18 protein-coding genes are annotated in these 19,374 nt (G+C 60.7%); 9 read left to right on the top strand and 9 right to left on the bottom strand.

Annotated features, from left to right (window positions below; genetic code table 11):
• The first annotated feature begins 64 nt into the window (after positions 1 to 64).
• Both Q1V57_RS08995 and Q1V57_RS08990 read left to right on the top strand, forming a co-directional pair.
• Complete coding sequence (locus tag Q1V57_RS08995; RefSeq protein ID WP_300529814.1) at positions 65 to 1,204, top strand: bifunctional 2-C-methyl-D-erythritol 4-phosphate cytidylyltransferase/2-C-methyl-D-erythritol 2,4-cyclodiphosphate synthase; 1,140 nt, start codon at positions 65 to 67, stop codon at positions 1,202 to 1,204.
• On the top strand, positions 1,204 to 1,701 hold the full coding sequence (locus Q1V57_RS08990; RefSeq protein WP_300529812.1) for a CinA family protein: 498 nt from the start codon (positions 1,204 to 1,206) through the stop codon (positions 1,699 to 1,701). The genes Q1V57_RS08995 and Q1V57_RS08990 overlap by 1 nt, the downstream gene beginning before the upstream one ends.
• Here the strand turns inward: Q1V57_RS08990 and Q1V57_RS08985 are convergent.
• Both Q1V57_RS08985 and lipA read right to left on the bottom strand, forming a co-directional pair.
• On the bottom strand, positions 1,672 to 2,172 hold the full coding sequence (locus Q1V57_RS08985; protein WP_300529810.1) for a type II toxin-antitoxin system RatA family toxin: 501 nt from the start codon (positions 2,170 to 2,172) through the stop codon (positions 1,672 to 1,674). The genes Q1V57_RS08990 and Q1V57_RS08985 overlap by 30 nt on opposite strands.
• On the bottom strand, positions 2,169 to 3,137 hold the full coding sequence (lipA, locus tag Q1V57_RS08980) for a lipoyl synthase (RefSeq protein WP_366145121.1): 969 nt from the start codon (positions 3,135 to 3,137) through the stop codon (positions 2,169 to 2,171). The genes Q1V57_RS08985 and lipA overlap by 4 nt, the downstream gene beginning before the upstream one ends.
• Positions 3,138 to 3,228: 91 nt before the next feature.
• On the opposite strand from lipA, the gene Q1V57_RS08975 reads away from it, so the two are divergent.
• Genes Q1V57_RS08975 through Q1V57_RS08965 form a run of 3 tightly spaced genes read left to right on the top strand, consistent with a single transcriptional unit; the run spans position 3,229 to position 6,021 of the window.
• On the top strand, positions 3,229 to 3,804 hold the full coding sequence (locus Q1V57_RS08975; RefSeq protein ID WP_300529806.1) for a MarR family transcriptional regulator: 576 nt from the start codon (positions 3,229 to 3,231) through the stop codon (positions 3,802 to 3,804).
• Between the two features lie 59 nt (positions 3,805 to 3,863).
• Positions 3,864 to 4,520, top strand: coding sequence for a DUF4166 domain-containing protein (locus tag Q1V57_RS08970; RefSeq protein WP_300529804.1), 657 nt, complete (start codon positions 3,864 to 3,866; stop codon positions 4,518 to 4,520).
• A 1-nt stretch (position 4,521) separates the two neighbouring features.
• Positions 4,522 to 6,021, top strand: a complete 1,500-nt coding sequence (locus Q1V57_RS08965) for a TIGR01777 family oxidoreductase (protein ID WP_300529802.1) — start codon at positions 4,522 to 4,524, stop codon at positions 6,019 to 6,021.
• Here Q1V57_RS08965 and Q1V57_RS08960 read toward each other — a convergent pair.
• On the bottom strand, positions 6,018 to 7,955 hold the full coding sequence (locus Q1V57_RS08960; protein WP_300529800.1) for a monovalent cation:proton antiporter-2 (CPA2) family protein: 1,938 nt from the start codon (positions 7,953 to 7,955) through the stop codon (positions 6,018 to 6,020). The genes Q1V57_RS08965 and Q1V57_RS08960 overlap by 4 nt on opposite strands.
• Positions 7,956 to 7,958: 3 nt before the next feature.
• Positions 7,959 to 8,567 carry an NAD(P)H-dependent oxidoreductase gene (locus Q1V57_RS08955; RefSeq protein ID WP_300529798.1) on the bottom strand — a complete coding sequence of 203 codons (609 nt, stop codon included), beginning with the start codon at positions 8,565 to 8,567 and terminating at the stop codon, positions 7,959 to 7,961.
• Positions 8,568 to 8,730: 163 nt separating this feature from the next.
• Here Q1V57_RS08955 and Q1V57_RS08950 point away from each other — a divergent pair, with 163 nt between their 5' ends.
• From Q1V57_RS08950 to Q1V57_RS08940, 3 genes are all read left to right on the top strand, one after another.
• Positions 8,731 to 9,024, top strand: coding sequence for an autorepressor SdpR family transcription factor (locus tag Q1V57_RS08950; protein ID WP_300529796.1), 294 nt, complete (start codon positions 8,731 to 8,733; stop codon positions 9,022 to 9,024).
• Positions 9,021 to 9,608 (top strand): hypothetical protein, encoded by a 588-nt coding sequence (locus Q1V57_RS08945; RefSeq protein ID WP_300529794.1) that lies wholly within the window; start codon positions 9,021 to 9,023, stop codon positions 9,606 to 9,608. Before Q1V57_RS08950 ends, Q1V57_RS08945 begins: the two co-directional genes overlap by 4 nt.
• A gap of 85 nt (positions 9,609 to 9,693) precedes the next feature.
• Positions 9,694 to 11,421 (top strand): alpha/beta fold hydrolase, encoded by a 1,728-nt coding sequence (locus Q1V57_RS08940; RefSeq protein ID WP_300529792.1) that lies wholly within the window; start codon positions 9,694 to 9,696, stop codon positions 11,419 to 11,421.
• Here the strand turns inward: Q1V57_RS08940 and Q1V57_RS08935 are convergent.
• The 4 genes from Q1V57_RS08935 to Q1V57_RS08920 form a co-directional block, all read right to left on the bottom strand.
• Positions 11,418 to 11,930 carry a DUF6702 family protein gene (locus Q1V57_RS08935; RefSeq protein ID WP_300529790.1) on the bottom strand — a complete coding sequence of 171 codons (513 nt, stop codon included), beginning with the start codon at positions 11,928 to 11,930 and terminating at the stop codon, positions 11,418 to 11,420. The genes Q1V57_RS08940 and Q1V57_RS08935 overlap by 4 nt on opposite strands.
• A 7-nt stretch (positions 11,931 to 11,937) precedes the next feature.
• Complete coding sequence (locus Q1V57_RS08930) at positions 11,938 to 14,373, bottom strand: M1 family metallopeptidase (protein WP_300529789.1); 2,436 nt, start codon at positions 14,371 to 14,373, stop codon at positions 11,938 to 11,940.
• 70 nt (positions 14,374 to 14,443) lie between these two features.
• Positions 14,444 to 15,808 (bottom strand): polymer-forming cytoskeletal protein, encoded by a 1,365-nt coding sequence (locus tag Q1V57_RS08925; protein ID WP_300529787.1) that lies wholly within the window; start codon positions 15,806 to 15,808, stop codon positions 14,444 to 14,446.
• Positions 15,809 to 15,861: 53 nt separating this feature from the next.
• On the bottom strand, positions 15,862 to 16,629 hold the full coding sequence (locus Q1V57_RS08920) for a hypothetical protein (RefSeq protein ID WP_300529785.1): 768 nt from the start codon (positions 16,627 to 16,629) through the stop codon (positions 15,862 to 15,864).
• A 267-nt stretch (positions 16,630 to 16,896) separates the two neighbouring features.
• Between Q1V57_RS08920 and Q1V57_RS08915 the strand changes: the two genes are divergently transcribed.
• Positions 16,897 to 18,558, top strand: coding sequence for an AMP-binding protein (locus tag Q1V57_RS08915; protein WP_300529783.1), 1,662 nt, complete (start codon positions 16,897 to 16,899; stop codon positions 18,556 to 18,558).
• Between the two features lie 68 nt (positions 18,559 to 18,626).
• On the opposite strand, the gene Q1V57_RS08910 is transcribed toward Q1V57_RS08915, so the two are convergent.
• Complete coding sequence (locus Q1V57_RS08910) at positions 18,627 to 19,292, bottom strand: hypothetical protein (RefSeq protein ID WP_300529781.1); 666 nt, start codon at positions 19,290 to 19,292, stop codon at positions 18,627 to 18,629.
• Positions 19,293 to 19,374: the final 82 nt, after the last annotated feature.

Raw genomic sequence — 19,374 nt, 5'->3', positions numbered from 1 at the left:
CAGTGCGTCGTAAGCGGGCAAGCTAACGAGTATGCTGCGCCGCGGCAACGGATAGGACTGCGCGTTGAAAACCGGTGTGATTATCGTAGCGGCCGGGCGCGGAGAACGCGCTGGCGGCGACCGTCCCAAGCAATATCGCGAGATCGCCGGTGAGGCGGTCCTCGCTCGCACGGTTCGTGCCTTTCAGCAGGCTCTGCCGGGCTCTGAGATCTGCGTTGTGATCAATACCGATGATCAGGCGCGTTTCGATCAGTTGGGGCTTCAAACACGGATCGCTTTTGGCGGAGCCACACGCACCGCCTCTGTGCGCGCCGGACTGGACGCCCTGGAGACCGCCGCGGTCGATAGCGTGCTGATCCATGATGCCGCACGCCCCTTTGTCTCCCGCGCTTTAATCCAAAGCGTGCTCGACAAGTTGCTGACCGCCGAAGCCGCCCTGCCCGCGCTTGGCATGACCGATGCGCTGTTATCCGCCCGCGATGGGGAAATGACCGGCTCGCTCAACCGGGATGAAGTATTTGCAGCCCAGACCCCACAGGGCTTTCACTACCAGCCCCTGATGCAGGCCTATTCCCGCCTCGGTTGCGATGCCATGCACGATGATGCCAGCGTCGCCGCCAGCGCCGGCATGACGGTCGCGATCGTCGACGGCGATCCGGCAAACTTCAAGATCACACGCCCGGAAGATTTCCAGAAAGCTGAAACCATGTTGCGCGCAAGCGAGCCAATTTTTGTTACCGGTCAGGGCTATGACGTGCACCGGCTGGAAGCCGCCGAGGTGATGTGGCTGTGCGGCGTGGAGATCCATGCCGGCCTCGGCCTGGTTGGGCATTCCGACGCCGATGCCGGATTGCATGCCCTCACCGATGCGGTCCTGGGCGCCGCCGGAGCGGGTGATATCGGTCAGCATTTTCCGCCCAGCGACCCGCGCTGGTCCGGCGCCTCGTCTGATCAGTTTCTGATGCACGCGCTGGAACTTCTGGGCCAGGCGGGAGGCGAAATCGTCCACGCGGATATCACGATAATCTGTGAGCGCCCGAAGGTCGGACCGCACCGCGATGCCATGCGTCAGCGGATTGCGGAACTGCTCGGCCTGCCCCTGGCGCGGGTCAATATCAAGGCGACCACGACAGAAAAACTCGGTTTTACCGGGCGGGGTGAGGGCCTGGCGGCGCAAGCCGTAGCGACTGCGAGAATGGGCTGATGTTCCAACCCGACCTGATTGATAGCGCCACAACCCTTCTCGACCGTGCCCGCACCGCCGGCGTCATGTTTGCCACGGCTGAGAGCTGCACCGGCGGAATGGTCTGCGCCCTGCTGACCGAAATCCCGGGATCGTCGGATATTCTCGACCGGGGCTTCGTCACCTATTCCAATGAAGCCAAGGCTGAGCTGCTCGGCATCCCGATGGCGATCATCAATGCCAATGGCGCCGTATCCGCCGAGGTCGCCAGGCGGATGGCCCAGGAAGCGCTATTACGGTCCAATGCCGATATCGCGGTTTCCATTACGGGAGTTGCGGGTCCGGGCGGATCAGCCCGCAAGCCTGCCGGCCTGGTGCATTTCGGCCTGGCTCACCGCGATGGGCCCGTGCGCACGCAGGTTCATCGTTTTGGTGATCGCGGACGCGGTGAGGTGCGCCGACAGAGCGTGAGAACGGCGCTCGGATTATTATCCCAGGGCGTTGATTTCTTCCGCTAGATCGAGAGCCTGATCGCCTGCGGGTGCGAAGCGCCGTTCCGCTTCCGCCGAAAACCGATTGACCAGTACACGGGCGGCGCGGTCGCGATTGCTGTCGAGCAGCATTTGCAGAACCGGGTTGCGGAACGCCGCATTGATGTAGAAATCGACCAGGCTGGATCCGTCCGACAGGGCATGAAAACGCCAGCGGTTTTCCAGCACGCGGAAGGGGCCGGCCACGAAGCCGACATCAATGGTGTGAGCCGCAGCGTCGGCCCGGACCTGGCTGGTGAAGCGCTCGGTGACAAACTTGTAGCGGACCCGGGCTTCTGCCGTCAGGTCCGTGACGGCTCCATCAGTGCGCTCATTGGATACCCGCATGGCGGTGATCTGCGGGATGAATTCGGGATAACGGCGGACGTCCGACACCAGGCCGAACAAGTCTTCCGGGCTGTGAAACAGACGCAGACGCTCGGTCAGTTCGGTGGTCACGACCGTGCCAGCTGCTGATCCCGCGCTGCGCGCAGTTTCTTGAAATCATCGCCGGCATGATGGCTCGACCGCGTCAGCGGGGTTGCGGAGACCATGAGGAAGCCCTTGGCCCGGGCAATGGTCTCATAGGCCTTGAACTCATCTGGCGTGACAAACCGGTCCACGGCCGCATGCTTGCGCGTGGGCTGCAGGTATTGGCCGATGGTCAGGAAATCGATCCCGGCCGAACGCATATCGTCCATCACCTGCATCACCTCTTCCTTGCTCTCGCCGAGGCCGACCATGATGCCGGATTTGGTGAACTGGGACGGGTCGCGTTGCTTCACCCGCTCAAGCAGGCGCAGGGAGTGGTAATAGCGCGCGCCCGGCCGGATCGAGAGGTAGAGACGCGGCACGGTCTCCAGATTGTGGTTGAAGACGTCGGGCCGGGCATCGATGACGATGTCTTCTGCGTTGTCCTTGCGCAGGAAGTCCGGGGTCAAGATCTCGATCGTGGTGCCCGGGGATTTGCCGCGAATGGCCTCGATTACGTCGACGAAATGCTGCGCTCCGCCATCATCGAGATCATCGCGGTCAACCGAGGTGATGACGACGTGGTTGAGGCCCATCTGGGCAACAGCTTCCGCGATACGGCGCGGCTCGTCGGTGTCGACAGCGCCCGGCAGGCCGGTCTTCACATTGCAGAAGGAACAGGCGCGGGTGCAGGTGTCGCCGAGGATCATGAAGGTGGCGTGTTTTTGATCCCAGCACTCCCCGATATTCGGACAGCCCGCCTCTTCACACACGGTGACCAGACCACCGTCCTTGACGATCTTCTGGGTCTCGGAAAACGTCTTGCCAAGCGGCGCCTTGACGCGAATCCAGTCCGGCTTGCGCAGGATCGGACTGTCCGGTCGCTTCTGCTTTTCCGGGTGGCGCGCAGCGCGCGCATCCTGGCGGGCGGTATTGTCGATCAGATTGGCCATGTGCAGCACATAATCCGCTGCGCCGACGGCTTCAAGCACCGCATACGCATGAAGGCTTGCCTTACAAGCATGGCTATACTACATTTCTGTCATGACAGAAATTACTTACAAGTTCGATCAACTCCCGCCGGCCATCCAGCGCTTTATCCTGCAATGGGGGGATATGGGCGGTCAGTGGGGCGTCAACCGCACCATCGCTCAGATTCATGCTCTGCTTTATGTCAGCGATCGCCCGCTCAATGCCGAGGAGATCGCCGAAACCCTGGGGGTGGCGCGCTCGAACGTGTCGAATTCGCTGAAGGAATTGCAGGCCTGGAAGATTGTAAAACGCGTTCCCGTTCCCGGAGATCGACGTGACCATTTTGCCGCCGAGGACGATGTCTGGGAAATGGCCATGCGCATCGCCAATGTCCGTAAGGAGCGCGAGCTCAACCCGGCCCTTGAAACCCTGGACGCCTGCCTGGCGGAAGCGGAAGGCGATAGCCGGGTTAGCGCCACTCAACGGGAACGATTGAAAAACATGCAGGAATTCACCGGCAGCATGGATCGCTGGTACGGCCAGATGCTCAAGGTTCCCCCGGCGACCCTGCTCCGCATGATCAAGATGGGCAACACGATTGTCGGCCTCCTCGGCTTCGGCGGCAAGGCCAAGAAACCGGACGAGTAGGTTCATATTTAGCCTTACATTTCTGTCTATACAGAAATGAATGATGGGAGGCGACCGAGATGAAACTGGCAGTAATACCGCAGACGGTTCCAGCCGCAGCTGAACCATTCGATATTCGCCTCGCCCGCAAAACCGGGCGGCAATGGGCCAGCTTGCCGGCCAGTGTCCGCCGCCGCTTCCTCAAATATGTTGGCGCCAGGGACTGCGTTGTGTACCGCGGTCATGTGGTCGAAACCCGGCGCAATGCCATCGGGGCAGTACTCACCCAGATCCTCCGCTTGATCGGCGCACCGCTGCCTTTGCAGGCAAAAACCGATGACGGCCCTGCCGTGGTCACCATTACCCGGGACGCAGCCAGCGGCGGGCAGATCTGGACGCGGCAATACGCTGGCCCGCGCGGACTGCCGCAGATCATTCACAGCGTCAAAGCCTTTGCCGGCCCGACCGGGCTGGAAGAACGTATCGGGGCGGGCTTTGCCATGGCGCTAACGCTGGAAGTCGCTGGTGATGCGCTGATGTTCAAAAGCGCCGGTTACCGCTGGCGGGGTTTCGGGCTGGACCTGGCTTTGCCCCACTGGCTGGCACCGGGGGACCTGACTGTAGGCCATCACCCGGCTGGCGACACCGCCTTCCACTTCACCCTCGATCTCATCCATCCCTGGTTCGGCGAATTGCTGCACCAGAGGCTCTATTTTGAAGACATGAAGGAGGCCTGACATGACCACGACACTTTGGATACTCATCTATATCCAGGTCGCGATGGGGGCGTTCGACATGATCTTCCATCATGAGTTCACCGAGCGGCTGAGCTGGCGCCCCTCCCAGCGCCATGAGCTGGCGTTACACGGGATCCGCAATCTGATTTATGGCGTCATCTTCGCGACCCTGGCTTTGTTGCAGCTGCATGGACCGCTCGCCTGGACACTCGTCGCCCTGCTCGCCATCGAGGTTCTGGTCACACTCAAGGACTTTGTCGAAGAGGATCAAACCCGCAAACTCCCGGCCAGCGAACGCGTACTGCATACGCTCCTGGCGCTGAACTACGGAGCCATCCTGGCCCTCCTCCTGCCAGTCCTGGTGAGCTGGACCGCAACAGAGCCGGCCGGTCTGGTCTGGGCGCAATACGGGTTTTGGGCCCTGCCCCTCGCCCTCGCCGCACCGGCTGTCACGCTGTTCGGCGTGCGCGACATCCTTGCGGCCCGGCGGCTTGCCCGGCTACCGAATGCGCCCGCACGGACGCTTCTGGACGATCGGCTGGCGCGTCAGCATGTCCTTGTCACCGGCGCCACCGGTTTCATCGGCAGCCGGCTGATTGAAGCGCTGCTTGCCCAGGGCCACGCCATCACGGTGCTGACCCGCGACCCGGAGAAGGCGGCCGCCTTGGGCAGCCCGCTCAAGATCGTCACCGATCTGGAGCAAATCGATGAAAGCGAACACATCGATGCAATCATCAATCTGGCCGGCCAGCCCGTAGCGGGCGGGTTATGGAGTGAAAGCTATAAAGCCCGGGTTCGTGCGTCGAGAGTTGAGACCACCGCCGCGATCAAGGCTCTGATCGACCGTTTGATCTACAAACCGGAGGTGCTGATAAACGGGTCGGCAATCGGGATTTACGGCGCGCGGCAGGATGACCCGGTCGACGAATATCAACAGCTGGCAGACGATGGCAGTTTTTCCCATGCCCTGTGCCGGGACTGGGAGAATGAAGCGGCCAAAGTGGAATGGCTCGGCGTGCGCACCGTTTATCTGCGCATCGGTTTAACCCTGGACACGGCCGGCGGGCCCCTGGGGCAAATGCTCTTCCCGTTTGAATTCGGCCTCGGCGGGCCGTTCGGCAAAGGCGATCACTGGATCAGCTGGATCACGAGAGACGATCTCGTGCGGCTCATCGGGTTTTGCATGGCCGAACCGGATCTGCGTGGACCGCTCAATGCCGTCGCGCCCAATCCGGTTACCAATGCCGTTTTCGCCGGTTGCCTGGGCCGCGCACTCAAACGCCCGGCTGTATTGAGCGTACCGGCGACACTGTTAAAGACCGCTCTGGGGGCGATGGGGCGGGAGATATTTCTGGGTAGCCAAAATGTCGTTCCGGCCAAGGCCCTCAGAGCCGGATTTGTATTTCGCCACGCCACGCTGGATGCGGCCCTTGCCGGCTTGCTGCCGTTTCAGCGCGAGGCCCGACATCCCATGAAGGAGCAGAAGCAGCCGGCGGCTTAGTCGCCGGCTTTTTTCCCGTCGCTCCCCTCTTCCGCATCAACATCGTCCAGCGTGGGCGGCACCCAACCGCGTTCATTGCGGCCGGAAAAGGCCCGCTGACCCTGGCGCAATTCGGTATTTTGCCGCTCGGTCAATTCCCGCGATTTGGCGACATAGGCCGGGTTCTGGTGGATCGGAATATCGGGATCATACAAGGCCGCCATTTCAACAATGGCTTCACGGTCGGAACGGACAAACCCACGCGCCATGCGTTCCGCTTCGAACGGGTGCACGCCGAGGGCCTCAAAGGCCGAGCGTCCGGTACGGACACCGCTGTCAAAGGTTTCACGGATGATATCCCGGCATCCCGCAGCGTAGAGATCATAGACATGCTGCCTGGCCTTCGCCCGGGCGATGATATGCACATCGGGAGAATGCTGACGGACATAGCGGGTCAGCGCGGTGATCTGCTCCTTGTCATCGATGGCGATGATCAGCATGTTCGCATCAGCAATGCCGGCGGCATGAAGCAGATCCGGCCGGGTCGCATCACCGAAATAGACCTGAAAGCCGAAAGTTCGCAGCATTTCAAGCTGTTCGGAACTATAATCGAGGACCGTCGTTTCATAGCCTTCGCGGCGCAGCATGCGGTTTACAATGCCACCGAAACGGCCGTGTCCGGCAATAATGATGCGCTTGTTCTCATCGATCTCATCGGCTTTTTCCTCGCCCTGTTTGGCGTATGCCGGGGCAATGACCTTGTCGAACAGGATGAAGAGAAGCGGTGTGATGAGCATCGACAGCGCAACCACCAGCAGGAGCTGATCGGCCAGCACTTGCGGGATGACATAATTGGCGACCGACAGCGACAGGAGCACGAAAGCAAATTCGCCGGCATGTGCGAGGCCCAGAGCAAATAGCCATTTGTCGGCGCCGCGGATCTTGAACGCGATGGCCAGTCCGAGCATGACCACGGCCTTGACCGCCATGAACCCTACAGCGGCGCCGAAGAAGGGCAAGAAATCCGCAAACAGCAGAGCGAAATTGATGCTGGCGCCAACGGTGATGAAGAACAGACCGAGCAGCAGACCTTTGAACGGATCGATATCGCTCTCAAGCTCGTGCCGGTATTCGCTGTTGGCCAGAACGACACCGGCAAGGAATGTACCGAGCGCCGGTGAAAGCCCCACCAGGGTCATCAGGAGGGCGATGCCGATGACGATCATCAAGGCCGTTGCGGTAAACAATTCGCGCAATTGCGCCATGGCGATAAAACGGAAAATCGGCCGGGTCAGATAGCTTCCGCCCAGGATGACAAAGGCAATGGCCGCAATGGTCACACCCGCCTGCTGCCAGCCGGCCAGACCATCAACAAGGCTGAGAGACCCGCCATCGTCGCCCGATGCGGCCTGCACACTATCCGCCGCAGACGGCATGAGCTCTGGCAAGGCCAGCAGCGGGATCAGCGCCAGCATCGGTATGACGGCAATATCCTGGAACAGGAGAACGGAAAAACTCCCCTGCCCGCCATCGGACTTCAACAGCCCTTTTTCCTGCAGGGTTTGAAGCACGATCGCCGTGGACGACAACATCAGGATCAGGCCGATTGCGAGGGCAACGGACCAGCTGAAACCGAACAGCATGGCGATACCCATCAAGGCCACAACTGTCAGGGCAACCTGTAATCCGCCCAGACCGAGAAGTTTTGCGCGCAGATCCCAGAGCCGTCGCGGGTCAAGCTCGATACCGACCAGGAACAGCATCATCACGACACCGAACTCTGCGAATTGCTGGATCGCGGTCACATCGACATCGATCGCGCTGAGGAGCGGGCTGATCGCGATGCCTGCGAGCAGGTATCCCAGCACCGATCCGAGCCCCAGACGCGACGCGATCGGCACTGCGATCACGCCGGCACTCAGGAAGATGAAGGCAAGAAGCAGAAAGTCACCCATGGCTTAGATCAGCTCCCGGATCGGCAATGTGTCATGAGTGAGAATGTCCTGGCTTTCGGCCTTGTCGAAGTCAAACCGGTTATCGCGGATGGCGCCGAGCATTTTCAGATATCCCAGGGCATGCGGCTCCACCTCACCCTCGCCCGGCGCCCGTAATGAGGAATGCAGGACATAAGGCGTCGCGAACCGCATCTTGCACAGATGGGCTGTTTGCTCGAGCGGCGTTAAAAACGTTCGCAAGGGGAAGCGCTGATAGCCGTCATGGGAATAGGCCTCCGACGGACCCGCGGCAGTCAATGCCAGCATCAAGGTCTTGCCGGCCAGCTTGTCGCCGCCGGCCCCATAGGCAAAGCCGTGTTCAAGCACGAGGTCCTGCCACTCCTTGATCAAAGCCGGGGTGGAATACCAGAACAGCGGGAATTGGAAGAGAATGACATCATGCTCGATGAGCCGCCGTTGTTCCCGATCGACATCAATATCCATCCGCGGGTTTTCCGCATAAAGGTCGACGCGGGTAATGCCCTCGAGTTCCTGAGCCGCAGCCCACATGGCCGAGTTGACGTGAGAGAATTGCTGCCCGGGATGGGCATAATAAAGCAAGAGCCTGGCCATAAAGTCCCCAGTCCTTGGGCGATCGAAGCCCATAAATCCCTGCCTAGATGGCACTGATCGCCGTTAAGGCCAAGAGGGGCCGGAAACTGGGTGGCCATCGTTCGATTAGATATTTGGCTAATTGTTATTGACAACAATTCGACGTTTCGCTAATTGTCTTAGCATGAGCAGTGTATTCAAAGCCCTTGCCGACCCGACCCGGCGCCGTGTTCTCGAGCTCTTGCGAGAAGAACCGATGAGCGCCGGCGATATCTCGGCCCAGTTCGATGTGTCCAAGCCCACAATGTCCGCGCATTTCGCGGTCTTGAAGGAAGCCGGCCTCGTCGATGCCACCAAACAGGGCAAGCAAGTCATCTACCGCATACGCCTCAGCGTCCTTGAAGACGCCTTGTTCGGCTTTGCCCAGGCCTTCGGTATCGGAGCGCCCTCTCAAGACAGACAGGAGGACACGAAGTGAACCCTGACCGCCCCCAAATCATCACACCCATGATCATGACCGCGCTGGTCATCACCTTTGGCTGCCTGAGCGCTTGGCTGAACCCTGATGCCGCCGTCTTGTTCCTCGCCGTTGCCGCGGGCTTCCCGGTCGTCTGGCTGCTGGTGGAACGTCTGAAATTTCGAGGCGCGGTGAGCGAGGAGGCGATGGAGGAACTTTCCTCTATTCGCAATGCCATCACGTCAGCCGGCCTGATGCTGGCAATCCCCTTGGCCATGACCGCGGCCTATACCTCTCAGCTGGTTCAGATGAATGACGATTTTGAACAACGCACAATGGGTGTGGTGTTCGGATTGGTCTTTGCCGCTTACGGAAACCTGGTGCCCAAGCGGGGCGTGTCGCTCAAATCGACCAGCTGCGATCGGGCGTCCGAACAGGCCTTCAACCGGTTTGCCGGCCGGATGTTCATGCTCACCGCAGTGGTCTACGCCGCCATCTGGGCCTTCGCGCCGATTGATTGGGCCCTCTACGCAGCCATGGCTGTGCTTGTCTGCGGGATCGGCCTGGTCATGCTGCGGCGCCTGAGCGCAAGCCGTAAAGACTAGACCTCTTCACTCCCAGACCCGTTTGACCATCAAACGCCCCCAAGCGGGCGAACGCCCTCCCCTTGCCCGAATTCAGGAGCATGAAATGCCCAACCACCCTGCCAGAACCTTCCTCCTCGCCTTCTTGGTCCTCTTGATCACGCCGATACATGCATTCGCCCGGGACGAATCCGGTGACGGGGATTGGCTCGGCGCGCTCGAAACCCCGGGCGGCACCTTGCGCTTGCTGGTGACAGTGTCGACCGCCGAAGACGGTAGCCAGTCTGCGGTCCTTGAAAGCCTCGACCAGGCGCCGGGTCAGAAAATCCCGGTCAGCACGATTGTCGCCGACGATACGATGCTTGAGTTCGAAATCGCAGCGATTGGAGCGCGCTACAGGGGGCGCTGGAATGCCGATCATGACCGCTATGAAGGGGAATTTTTTCAGGGCATGGCCCTGCCCTTGAACTTTGCCCGGCCTCAACCGCAAACCGCGACCCTGATTGAGGGGCTCGATGGCCGCTGGGAAGCGGCGCTAGACCGTGAGGGCACGATCCTCCGCCTGGCGCTGAACATCGAAACCGGGACCGAGGGCACGCAAGCGACGCTGGACAGTATCGACCAGGCCGCCTACGGCATTCCGGTCACCGCGCTCTCGCGGACCGGTTCCACGGTTCAGCTGCAGGTACCGGCCGCGCAGGTGACCTATTCCGCCCAGCTTGAAGCCGATGGCTCCCAACTCACAGGCAGTTGGACACGTCCGGGCTTTCCCGATGTCGAACTGGTCTTCACCCGCGTGTCCAGCGAAGTTGTCGATGCGTATCGGCCGCAGACACCGCAAGCCCCCTATCCCTACACCATTGAAGAGGTGAGAATCGAGAACCCTGCTGCTGCCGGCGTCACCCTGGCGGGCACCCTGACCCTGCCGCACGGCGACGGCCCTCACCCCGCCGTTATCCTGATTTCGGGCTCGGGGCCCCAGGACCGCGACGAGTCAGTGTGGGAACACAAGCCCTTTGCTGTTCTGGCCGATCATCTCTCGCGCAACGGGATTGCCGTCCTGCGCTATGATGACCGCGGTTTCGCAGAATCGACCGGGGATTTCGCCTCGGCAACATCGAGAGATTTTGCCAGCGATGCCGAGGCCGCCCTGTCCTGGTTGCGGCAGCAACCCGGTATCGATGCGACAAGCACAGGGGTTATCGGCCATAGCGAAGGCGGTTTGATCGCGCCGATGCTGGCGCAGACGCCGAACGCTCCGGATTTCATGGTTCTGCTCGCGGGTCCGGGCACGTCCGGCCGGGAGATTATTCTCGAACAGACCGAGCTGATGGCGCGTGCAGGCGGGCAGGCAGAGGCCGACATCAACGCGGCTGTTGCAACGCTGAGCCGTGTGACGGCGGAACTTCTGGATGCCGAGAATGGCGCCGATGCCCGGGCGCGACTGGATGATCTGATCACGGACGATGACCTGACGGCCCTCGGCGTGCCGACAACGCAGCGCCATGTCCTGCTCTCCCAAATGGGCCGCGACTGGTATGTCGAATTTCTCCGCCATGACCCGCTCACCTATCTGCAAACGGTCGAACAGCCGGTGCTGGCTGTGATCGGGAGCCTGGACCTCCAGGTACCGGCCGGCTCCAATCTGGCCGGTCTGCGCGAGGGTCTGGCCGGCAATCCCGATGCGACCATCCTCGAGCTTGAGGGTCTCAACCACATGTTCCAGCCGGCTGAAACGGGTGCGTTGGCCGAATACGCCCTGATCGAAACCACATTCGACCCCGCTGCCCTCGCGCTGGTTTCGGACTGGATCAACCAGCACTTTGCGGACTAGTCCGCAAAGCTGACCCGCACGGGTTCGCGCCGCCCCTCGCCCTGCATGGCGGTGCGGACCCGGGAGTTGAAGCGGAAATTCGTCATCATCACCTGATCGTCGAGGACATCGGCAAGAAGGTCGTTATCGACGGTAAACCCCGTTTCATCCTGCGGCGCCGCGGAGACGAAATAGATCCAGGCAAACTCGCCATCAATCTCCGCCCCGACATAGTCAAGGTCGTACAAAAGCCCGCTCGGGTCTCCAAGCCGGAAATTGGCGAGGGCATAATCACGGACCGCGTCCAGCCCGCCAGCTTCGCGCAACACATCCTCCGCATCAGCCTCGTCCCGGCCGATAGCGACCATAAGATCATCGGCAAAGATGCGATGGACGATCTCCATCTCGCCGGTGCGCGCATTGAGGCTGATCTCGGTGGCACCTGCGTGGACTTTGTGCGCGAACGCCGGGGCGGTCATGACGACTACCCCGGCGATAAATGCGCCCATAATGTTGGCTTTCAGACTCATGGCGGCCCTATTCCGGACGGTCCTGGATGTCGTCACGGGTCACGCGACGATCCATGTCATCCATCATGGTCGAGGAGTTGGACGACGAGCGGTACATTTCCAGACGCGTCGGCTCGATCCGCGGCGGATAGTAATTGTCCGTACGATCCGCATCCGCGGTTTCCCAGAGCGGATCCAGCTCGACAGATACGACCTCGCGCTGGGTGCGATAGACCCAGGTCGCATTGACCGGGTTATAGCGCCAGATTTCGGCCGGAATACGCACCAGATCGGTCTCGCCATTAGCGAAGGTGAATTCCAGGATGACCGGCATCACCACCCCGCCCTGATTGGACAGGTCGACATAGTAGAAGCGATCGCCGCGATCGATGATCTCTTCCTCATAGGCTTCCAGCCCGTCGCGGAACCGCTCATAGGCCTCGCTTTGGCGATTGGTGACCGCATGGCGATCCGTGCGCGAGTAGAATTCGATCACTTCCGGATTGCTATCGGCGTAGGTCGAAAGACCGTTCTCGCGATTGCGCACCTGGGTCAGGCTCTCAGCGCGTTGGGCCTCGACCTGCGCGTCGAGCGCGTTTTCGATTGCCGGGTTTTGGGTGTCCAGCGTTCCCTCGATCACCCGGTCGATAGAGATATCGACATGATCGGTCGAGTAGAACCAGCCGCGCCAGAACCAGTCCAGATCCACGCCGGAAACCTCTTCCATAGTGCGGAAGAAATCATAGGGCGTCGGCCGCTTGAACCGCCAGCGGCGGGCATAGGTGCGGAAGGCCTCGTCGAACAATTCGCGACCGAGGACGGTTTCGCGCAGGATCACCAGCGCGATCGTCGGCTTGGAGTAGGCATTGGGGCCGAACTGGAGGATGGAATCCGACTGCGTCATGATCGGCATCTGATTACGCGAGACCATGTAGGACGTAATCGTATGCGGATCACCACGGCGGACCGGGAAATCCTCCTCCCAGAGCCGTTCCGCCTCGAACTGCAGGAAGGAGTTCAGCCCCTCATCCATCCAGGTCCATTGGCGCTCATCAGAGTTCACGATCATCGGGAAATAGATATGCCCGATCTCGTGGATAATAACGCCGATCAGGCCCCGCTTGGCGCGTAGCGAGTAGGACAGATTGCCGTCTTCATCCTCAACCGGCCGGCCATAGGTGCCGCCATTGAAGGTGATCATCGGGTATTCCATCCCGCCCTGCGGCCCGGCGATCGATTGCGCCACGGGATAGGGATACGGGAAGGCAAAGGAATTATAGACGTCGAGCGTGTGCTCAACCGCCCGGGTCGAGAAGCTTGACCAGAGCGGCTCGCTTTCATTGGGATAGAAAGACATGGCCATGACGAGATCGGGCGCCTCGCCCTCACCGTCCTGTTCCACGCCGACCGCATCCCAGATGAATTTACGCGACCCAGCCCAGGCATAATCGCGGACGTTCTCTGCGAAAAACTCCCAGGTGGCTTCCGAGCGGGTTCCGCGGCGTTCATTGGCGCGGGCCTCGGACGGGGTTACGATGAACACCGGCTCATCAGCGGTGCGCGCCTCGTCCAGCCGTTGACGCTGGGACTGCGTCAGCACGTCTTCGGGGTTCTGCAGCACACCCGTTGCCGAGACGATGAAGTCCTGCGGCACGGTGATGGAAACATTGTAATCGCCGAACTCGAGACCGAATTCACCGCGGCCCAGGAAGGCCTTGTTGTGCCAGCCTTCATAATCGGAGAACACGGCCGCGCGCGGGAACCACTGAGCGATCTGGTAGATACAATCGCCGCCGGTATCACCGGTTTCCTCAAAACATTCCCAACCGGCCCGGCCACCGACCACCTGGGTCTCGATCAGGCGGTAATTCCACTCAATGGTAAAGGTTACGCTGTCGCCGGTTTGCAGGGTGTCATCGAGATCGATCCGCATCAGCGTGTCGACAATGGTGTGGTCCATGTCGGCCCCGGCGGCATCGGTGACGGCCGTAATATTGAACCCGTAACCGTCATTTTCGAGGCGGTCGCGGCGACGCACCGAATAGGCTGACATGCCTTCCGGCATGGATCCGCCAACGCGCGAAGCCGCCCGTCCGCCGCCGCCAACGGTTTCGGTCATGACCGCGATCGAATCATCGCGGAAGCGGTTTTGATCGAGCAGGAACCAGAGAAAGTCGAGCTCGTCCGGCGCGTTATTGGTGTAGGTGACTGTCGCAGTCCCGGTCAGGACCTTGGTGCGCTCATTGAGGTGGATATCGATGTCGTAATCGACGTCCTGCTGCCAGTAATCCGGCCCGGGAGCGCCGGTGGCCCGGCGTTCACGGTTCGGTGTCGGCCAATCTTCGTCCTCAAGCTGGCGAAACGCATCACGCCAGTCATTTGTTGTCTGACGAATAGGCTGAGCCGCCGCGACATTGAGCGTCGCGACGGCTGCAGCCAGTGCAATAACGGTAAGCTTACGCATGTGTCCCCTTCGGTGCCGCAGACGCGGACTTTCTGTTCCGGGGACTATGTAACGCCTACTTTTCCTGGGGTCACCCTTCGCTTTCTGTAACCGCGCCGTCATCTGCCGGTGCGGGATCCTTGCGCGGGGCCTCGGCAGGCTCGTCTTGGCGGTCGTCACGGCCATCGGGATGCCGCCCGAAGGACAACAGCCAGGACCCGATACCGATAGCCAGCACAATCGTACCGATCAGCACGCCCAGTCCCGGTGCAAAGCCGAGCACATAGACCGCGACTAGGACCACCAGCAGCGACGCCGCACGCAGGGCCAGGCCGAGACCGGCATTGGGATAATTGCGGTTGAAGATCAGGTCCCCGATCGCGAAACCGCCAATCGCCATGAAGCCGATATAGATGAAGGGCAGCATCACCAGCAGCAGGATCGCCAGCGGGATGCCGATAACCGTCGCCATCAGCAAGACAATCACCACCAGGATGATCAGGAAGACCATCGGGATGCCAATGGCACCAAGGAAGAGCGCAGAAACCGGACGGCGACGGAAGGCCGACGTCATGCCGCGCAGACCCTTCGGCGACATCAGGGCAATCAGGAGACCGATAACGAAAGCGGTCGCCAGGAAGGCTGCAGGAATGTTTTCCCCGACACCGATGGCGAAATTGAGCGGGCCATCGAAATCGAAGTCGACGTCGAACTCGTCGAGGTTTTCCTTTTCGAAATCAAAGTCTCGCTGGGTGTAGTCGAGCACAGCAACACTGGACCCGGCTTCTACCAGCGGCTCGGTCGGGCCTTCGATTTGCAACGTGCCGGTGACCACAGCACTCGGCGCAATGCGAACCTGCTCTGCGAGAATTTCGACATCACCTTCGAAACGGCCGGCCAGTACGACCTCTTCCGCTTCGATTTCAACGCGATCGCGGGCAACGCCCTCAAATTCGATCAGGCCGCCGATAATCTCGACGGAACCGGCATACTGGCTGTCCGGAGCGAGCAGGACATGGCCGCCGGCAAGATGGGTTTCACCGCTGACAGAGCCATGCACATCAACGGAGCCACCCGCCGCGTTCAGGTCGCCGGAGACATTACCGGTGACCGTCACATCGCCGGCCGCCGCGTTGACGTCATTTCCGACATCGGCGGAAATGCTGATATCGCCCGCTGCCGCGTCGACTTCGCCGGCCACCGTACCCGCAAGGGTCAGGTCACCGCCGAAGAATTGGACGTCGCCGGTGACATTGGCATCAATCCGGGCATCGCCCGCCATGCCGAACACATCACCTTCAACGGTGCCGGAGACCTGCATCTCACCACCGAGGAAAATGACATCGTCACGACTGCCATCGACGACCACGTCGCCGCCGATGATCTGCGCCTGGGCAGCCCCGGTAAGAACAGCTAAGGCCAGCCCCCCGGCCATGATAAGCTTTTTGAAATCCATGATTTTTACTCCCTGCGCCCCCCGGCGGTCAGGTTCCTTATTGTGGATATCGACTAGTCGAGAATGGTGTCGCAGTCGCGGTCGTCGCGATATTCGAAATCGACCAGACGGCTATCAATGCTCGACGGCAAAGTCGGTTCGGTTTCCGCCCAGACCTGCAGCGTGTCGCCAAGTCGCGCACCCGGTTCGAAGACGACAGTCCGGGCACAAATCTCACCGCCGCGCTGAAGATCCGCGGCAATTTCGATCAGGCCATGATCGGGATCATCCATCCGGCGGCGTCGAATTTCGTCAGCTGCAACCAAGCGGACCGGACCGGCAATGCGGCCCTCGACCAGCATTTCGTCCGCCTGGGCAACGACCTCGTCGGCAAAATCCGCGTCGAGATGCATATTGGCTGCGGCCATCGCCGCTTCGCCACCGATATCACCGCGAACGGTCAACTCACCGGCCGCGATGGCAAATTCACCACCCGCAGAGCCAAGCCAGTTCACATCACCGCCTGCGATGGAAACTTCGCCATCGACTGAGCCGGTGAAATCAACATCACCCGCCGCGATAGAGACATCGCCGCCAACCTCGAGCTCGTCGGCGTCAACATCGCCGCTGATCAGGCTGAGATCGCCGCCGATACGACCGCGAAGATTGATGTCCCCACCGATCCGGCTGTAGTCGCCATTGCGGTCAAGGACCTGAAATCCTTCGCTGTAACTGTGGTTAGACCAGCTCTTGCCGTCACCATCATCGCCAACCACGACAACGCAGCCCGATGTTGCCAGCGACGCCGTCATGACGCCTGCCAGAAGCCATGCCTTGCGCATGTCCCAAACTCCCGTATCAGCCCCGCCCGCAACCCTTGCGGCAAGGTCTATGACGCTCCCCAGCGTTCATGCGGACCATACATTATCGAAAAACGATATCAAGCGATTTTTTGTTTATCGATAAATTATTCTTGTTTTACGAGAAATCGCGCGCGGATACAGCGCCTTGCGAATGGTATCAGGACTTCCCTACCCGCCCCGGCGGAGTAATATCCACGGCAGAAAAACAATGCGCCACAACGAATCGGCGCAAGTGGGAGGACATATATGGCTGATCAAACAGCCGCCGATCCGGCACCGGAAACTGCTCCGGAACCGGCCGGCCTCGCCGATACCATCTATACCGGCGCGAACTTTAACGAAGGACGGATTCGTAAATCAGTCTTTCAGGCATTGCTGCATTCAAAGGGCCGATATGGCGGCAAGAAGATCGCCGCGATCGACGCTGATGGCCGCGAGCTCAGCTATAATGACCTGGTCAAAGCATCCTATGCGCTCGGCCACGCCCTGAAAGCAGGGACGGAACCCGGCGAAGCGGTAGCCATCCTGCTGCCGACGGGCGTTGGCGCCATCATCTCCTTCTTCGCGATCTCGGCATATGGCCGCGTCCCGGCCATGTTGAACTTCACCGCCGGTGACCGGGCATTGAAATCGGCCTGTAAAGCAAGCCAGTGCAAACGCATTGTGACCGCTCGTCGTTTCATCGAGCTGGGTGAGCTACACGACCTGGAAGCCGAGCTCGCGCGCGATCATGAGATGATCTACCTGGAGGATGTGCGCGAGAATCTGTCGACGATGGACAAGGTGGCGGCTGCCATCGGCATGGTCGCACCCTGGGCGGTCCGTGCCTGGCCATCCCCGGATGACGCCGCAGTCTATCTTTTCACATCGGGCACCGAAGGCGAGCCGAAAGGCGTTGTGCTGTCCCATGCCAACCTGCTCGCCAATGTCGAACAGGTCCGGGACCATATCCAGCTCTTCCCGGATGACGTGGTTTTCAACCCGATGCCGACCTTCCACTGTTTTGGCCTGACAGGCGGCGTCCTGCTGCCGCTTAATCTGGGCATACCGGCGGTTTGTCATCCAACCCCGCTGCAGGCGAAGACGATCGTCAAGCGTGTCGCGGAAACGGGTTCCACTATCCTGTTTGCTACGGACACCTTCATCAATCAGTACGCCCGCGCCGCGGATCAGGAAGATCTCAAATCCCTGCGCATGGCGGTCTGTGGCGCTGAGCGCGTGAAAGACGAAACGCGAACCGCGCTGAAGCGCAATTTCAGTCTTGAGATTGTCGAAGGCTACGGGCTGACCGAGGCGGCTCCTGTTCTTGCGGTCAATCAGCCGGAGAATAACAAGCCGGGTACGGTCGGCCAGCTGCTTCCGGGCTGCCAGGCCAAGCTGGTCAGCGTCAACGGTATTGATGATGGCGGTCAGCTTCACATCCGCGGACCCAACATCATGAAGGGCTATATCCGCCCGTCCGCCCCTCTGGTGCTGGAAGCGCCGATGGAAGGCTGGCACGACACGGGTGATATCGTCAGCATCGACAAGGATGGCTTCCTGCGGATCCGTGGCCGCGTCAAACGCTTCGCCAAGCTGGGCGGGGAAATGGTCTCATTGGCTGTGGTTGAAAACTGCGCCAACTCGCTCTGGCCGGACAGCATGCATGCGGCAGCGGCTCTGCCAGACAAGCGCAAGGGCGAGCAGATCATTTTGTTGACCACACAGAAAGACGCTGACCGGGCCAGCCTCGTGTCTTTCGCCAAGAACCATGGCGTCACCGAGCTGGCGATCCCGAAGAAAATCATCGTTGTCGATGAGGTCCCGGTGCTCGGCACCGGCAAAACCGATTATGGACGGGTTCAGCGCACCGCAGAGGAAGCCATGGCGGCGCCAGCCGCGCCGGCTCAGCCGGAACCTGCCCAGTAATTCCAAGCCTAAAACGAGAAAGGCCCGGCGGTTTGCGCCGGGCCTTTTTTGTTCCTGATCTCGGCCGATTAGAGATCGATACGGTCGCATTCGCGGCCGTCCAGCGCTTCGAACACGGCACTGGCCGGGAGATTGGCCGGCTCTGCATCAGCGGCGAAGACGAAATCACCGCTGAACTCGGCGCTGCGCTTGATCTCGATCTCGCTGGCGCAGAAGGTACCGCCGGACATGAAACGGCCAGAGAGCACCAGGCTGCCATTGCCTTCATCGCCCTCGCCGATCATCTCCACCGGCCCCATGACATCACCCTTGAGTTCGACATTATGGCCGAAGATCTCGAGCTCGCCTTCGATAAGGCCGTCCAGTTCGATCTTGGCACCGGCCATGGAGACGTTGTTGTGGAAGGTCGCATCGATATCGATTGAGGCACCGGCAAGCTCGGCATCCCCATCAACTTCGCCGGTAAAGCGCAAGCGTGCGGCCGCCGCTTCCAGATCACCGCCGACCTTGGCATCGGACCGCACCGTGGCCCCGGCCATGGACAGGTTACGCCCGACATCACCATTGACGCGCACAATCATGCCCGCGAACTCGGCATCGCCGGCGATATCGACATTGCGCGAGGCCACAAGGCCGGCGCCTTCGATCGAGCGATCATCGCCGGAACCATGGTGGGAATAGGTACAGGCCGAAACGGCCAGTGCGGTCGTGGCGACCAAGATCAGCTTATGCATTTTTCGCTCCCGATGCGCCTGATGCGCGTATCTTGAGCTTATGATGCACACGCTCGGGGAATCGGATGCAGGGAACGTATCG

Origin of the sequence: Maricaulis sp. (assembly GCF_030149425.1) — a bacterium.
Taxonomy (GTDB): domain Bacteria; phylum Pseudomonadota; class Alphaproteobacteria; order Caulobacterales; family Maricaulaceae; genus Maricaulis.
This window is presented reverse-complemented; position numbering and strand designations above follow the sequence as displayed.

Coding starts and splice junctions, on each gene's coding strand:
- Q1V57_RS08990 (WP_300529812.1), top strand. CDS start 1,204: ATGTTCCAACCCGACCTGATTGATAGCGCCACAACCCTTCTCGACCGT.
- lipA (WP_366145121.1), bottom strand. CDS start 3,137: ATGGCCAATCTGATCGACAATACCGCCCGCCAGGATGCGCGCGCTGCG.
- Q1V57_RS08975 (WP_300529806.1), top strand. CDS start 3,229: ATGACAGAAATTACTTACAAGTTCGATCAACTCCCGCCGGCCATCCAG.
- Q1V57_RS08970 (WP_300529804.1), top strand. CDS start 3,864: ATGAAACTGGCAGTAATACCGCAGACGGTTCCAGCCGCAGCTGAACCA.
- Q1V57_RS08965 (WP_300529802.1), top strand. CDS start 4,522: ATGACCACGACACTTTGGATACTCATCTATATCCAGGTCGCGATGGGG.
- Q1V57_RS08960 (WP_300529800.1), bottom strand. CDS start 7,955: ATGGGTGACTTTCTGCTTCTTGCCTTCATCTTCCTGAGTGCCGGCGTG.
- Q1V57_RS08955 (WP_300529798.1), bottom strand. CDS start 8,567: ATGGCCAGGCTCTTGCTTTATTATGCCCATCCCGGGCAGCAATTCTCT.
- Q1V57_RS08950 (WP_300529796.1), top strand. CDS start 8,731: ATGAGCAGTGTATTCAAAGCCCTTGCCGACCCGACCCGGCGCCGTGTT.
- Q1V57_RS08940 (WP_300529792.1), top strand. CDS start 9,694: ATGCCCAACCACCCTGCCAGAACCTTCCTCCTCGCCTTCTTGGTCCTC.
- Q1V57_RS08935 (WP_300529790.1), bottom strand. CDS start 11,930: ATGAGTCTGAAAGCCAACATTATGGGCGCATTTATCGCCGGGGTAGTC.
- Q1V57_RS08930 (WP_300529789.1), bottom strand. CDS start 14,373: ATGCGTAAGCTTACCGTTATTGCACTGGCTGCAGCCGTCGCGACGCTC.
- Q1V57_RS08925 (WP_300529787.1), bottom strand. CDS start 15,808: ATGGATTTCAAAAAGCTTATCATGGCCGGGGGGCTGGCCTTAGCTGTT.
- Q1V57_RS08920 (WP_300529785.1), bottom strand. CDS start 16,629: ATGCGCAAGGCATGGCTTCTGGCAGGCGTCATGACGGCGTCGCTGGCA.
- Q1V57_RS08915 (WP_300529783.1), top strand. CDS start 16,897: ATGGCTGATCAAACAGCCGCCGATCCGGCACCGGAAACTGCTCCGGAA.
- Q1V57_RS08910 (WP_300529781.1), bottom strand. CDS start 19,292: ATGCATAAGCTGATCTTGGTCGCCACGACCGCACTGGCCGTTTCGGCC.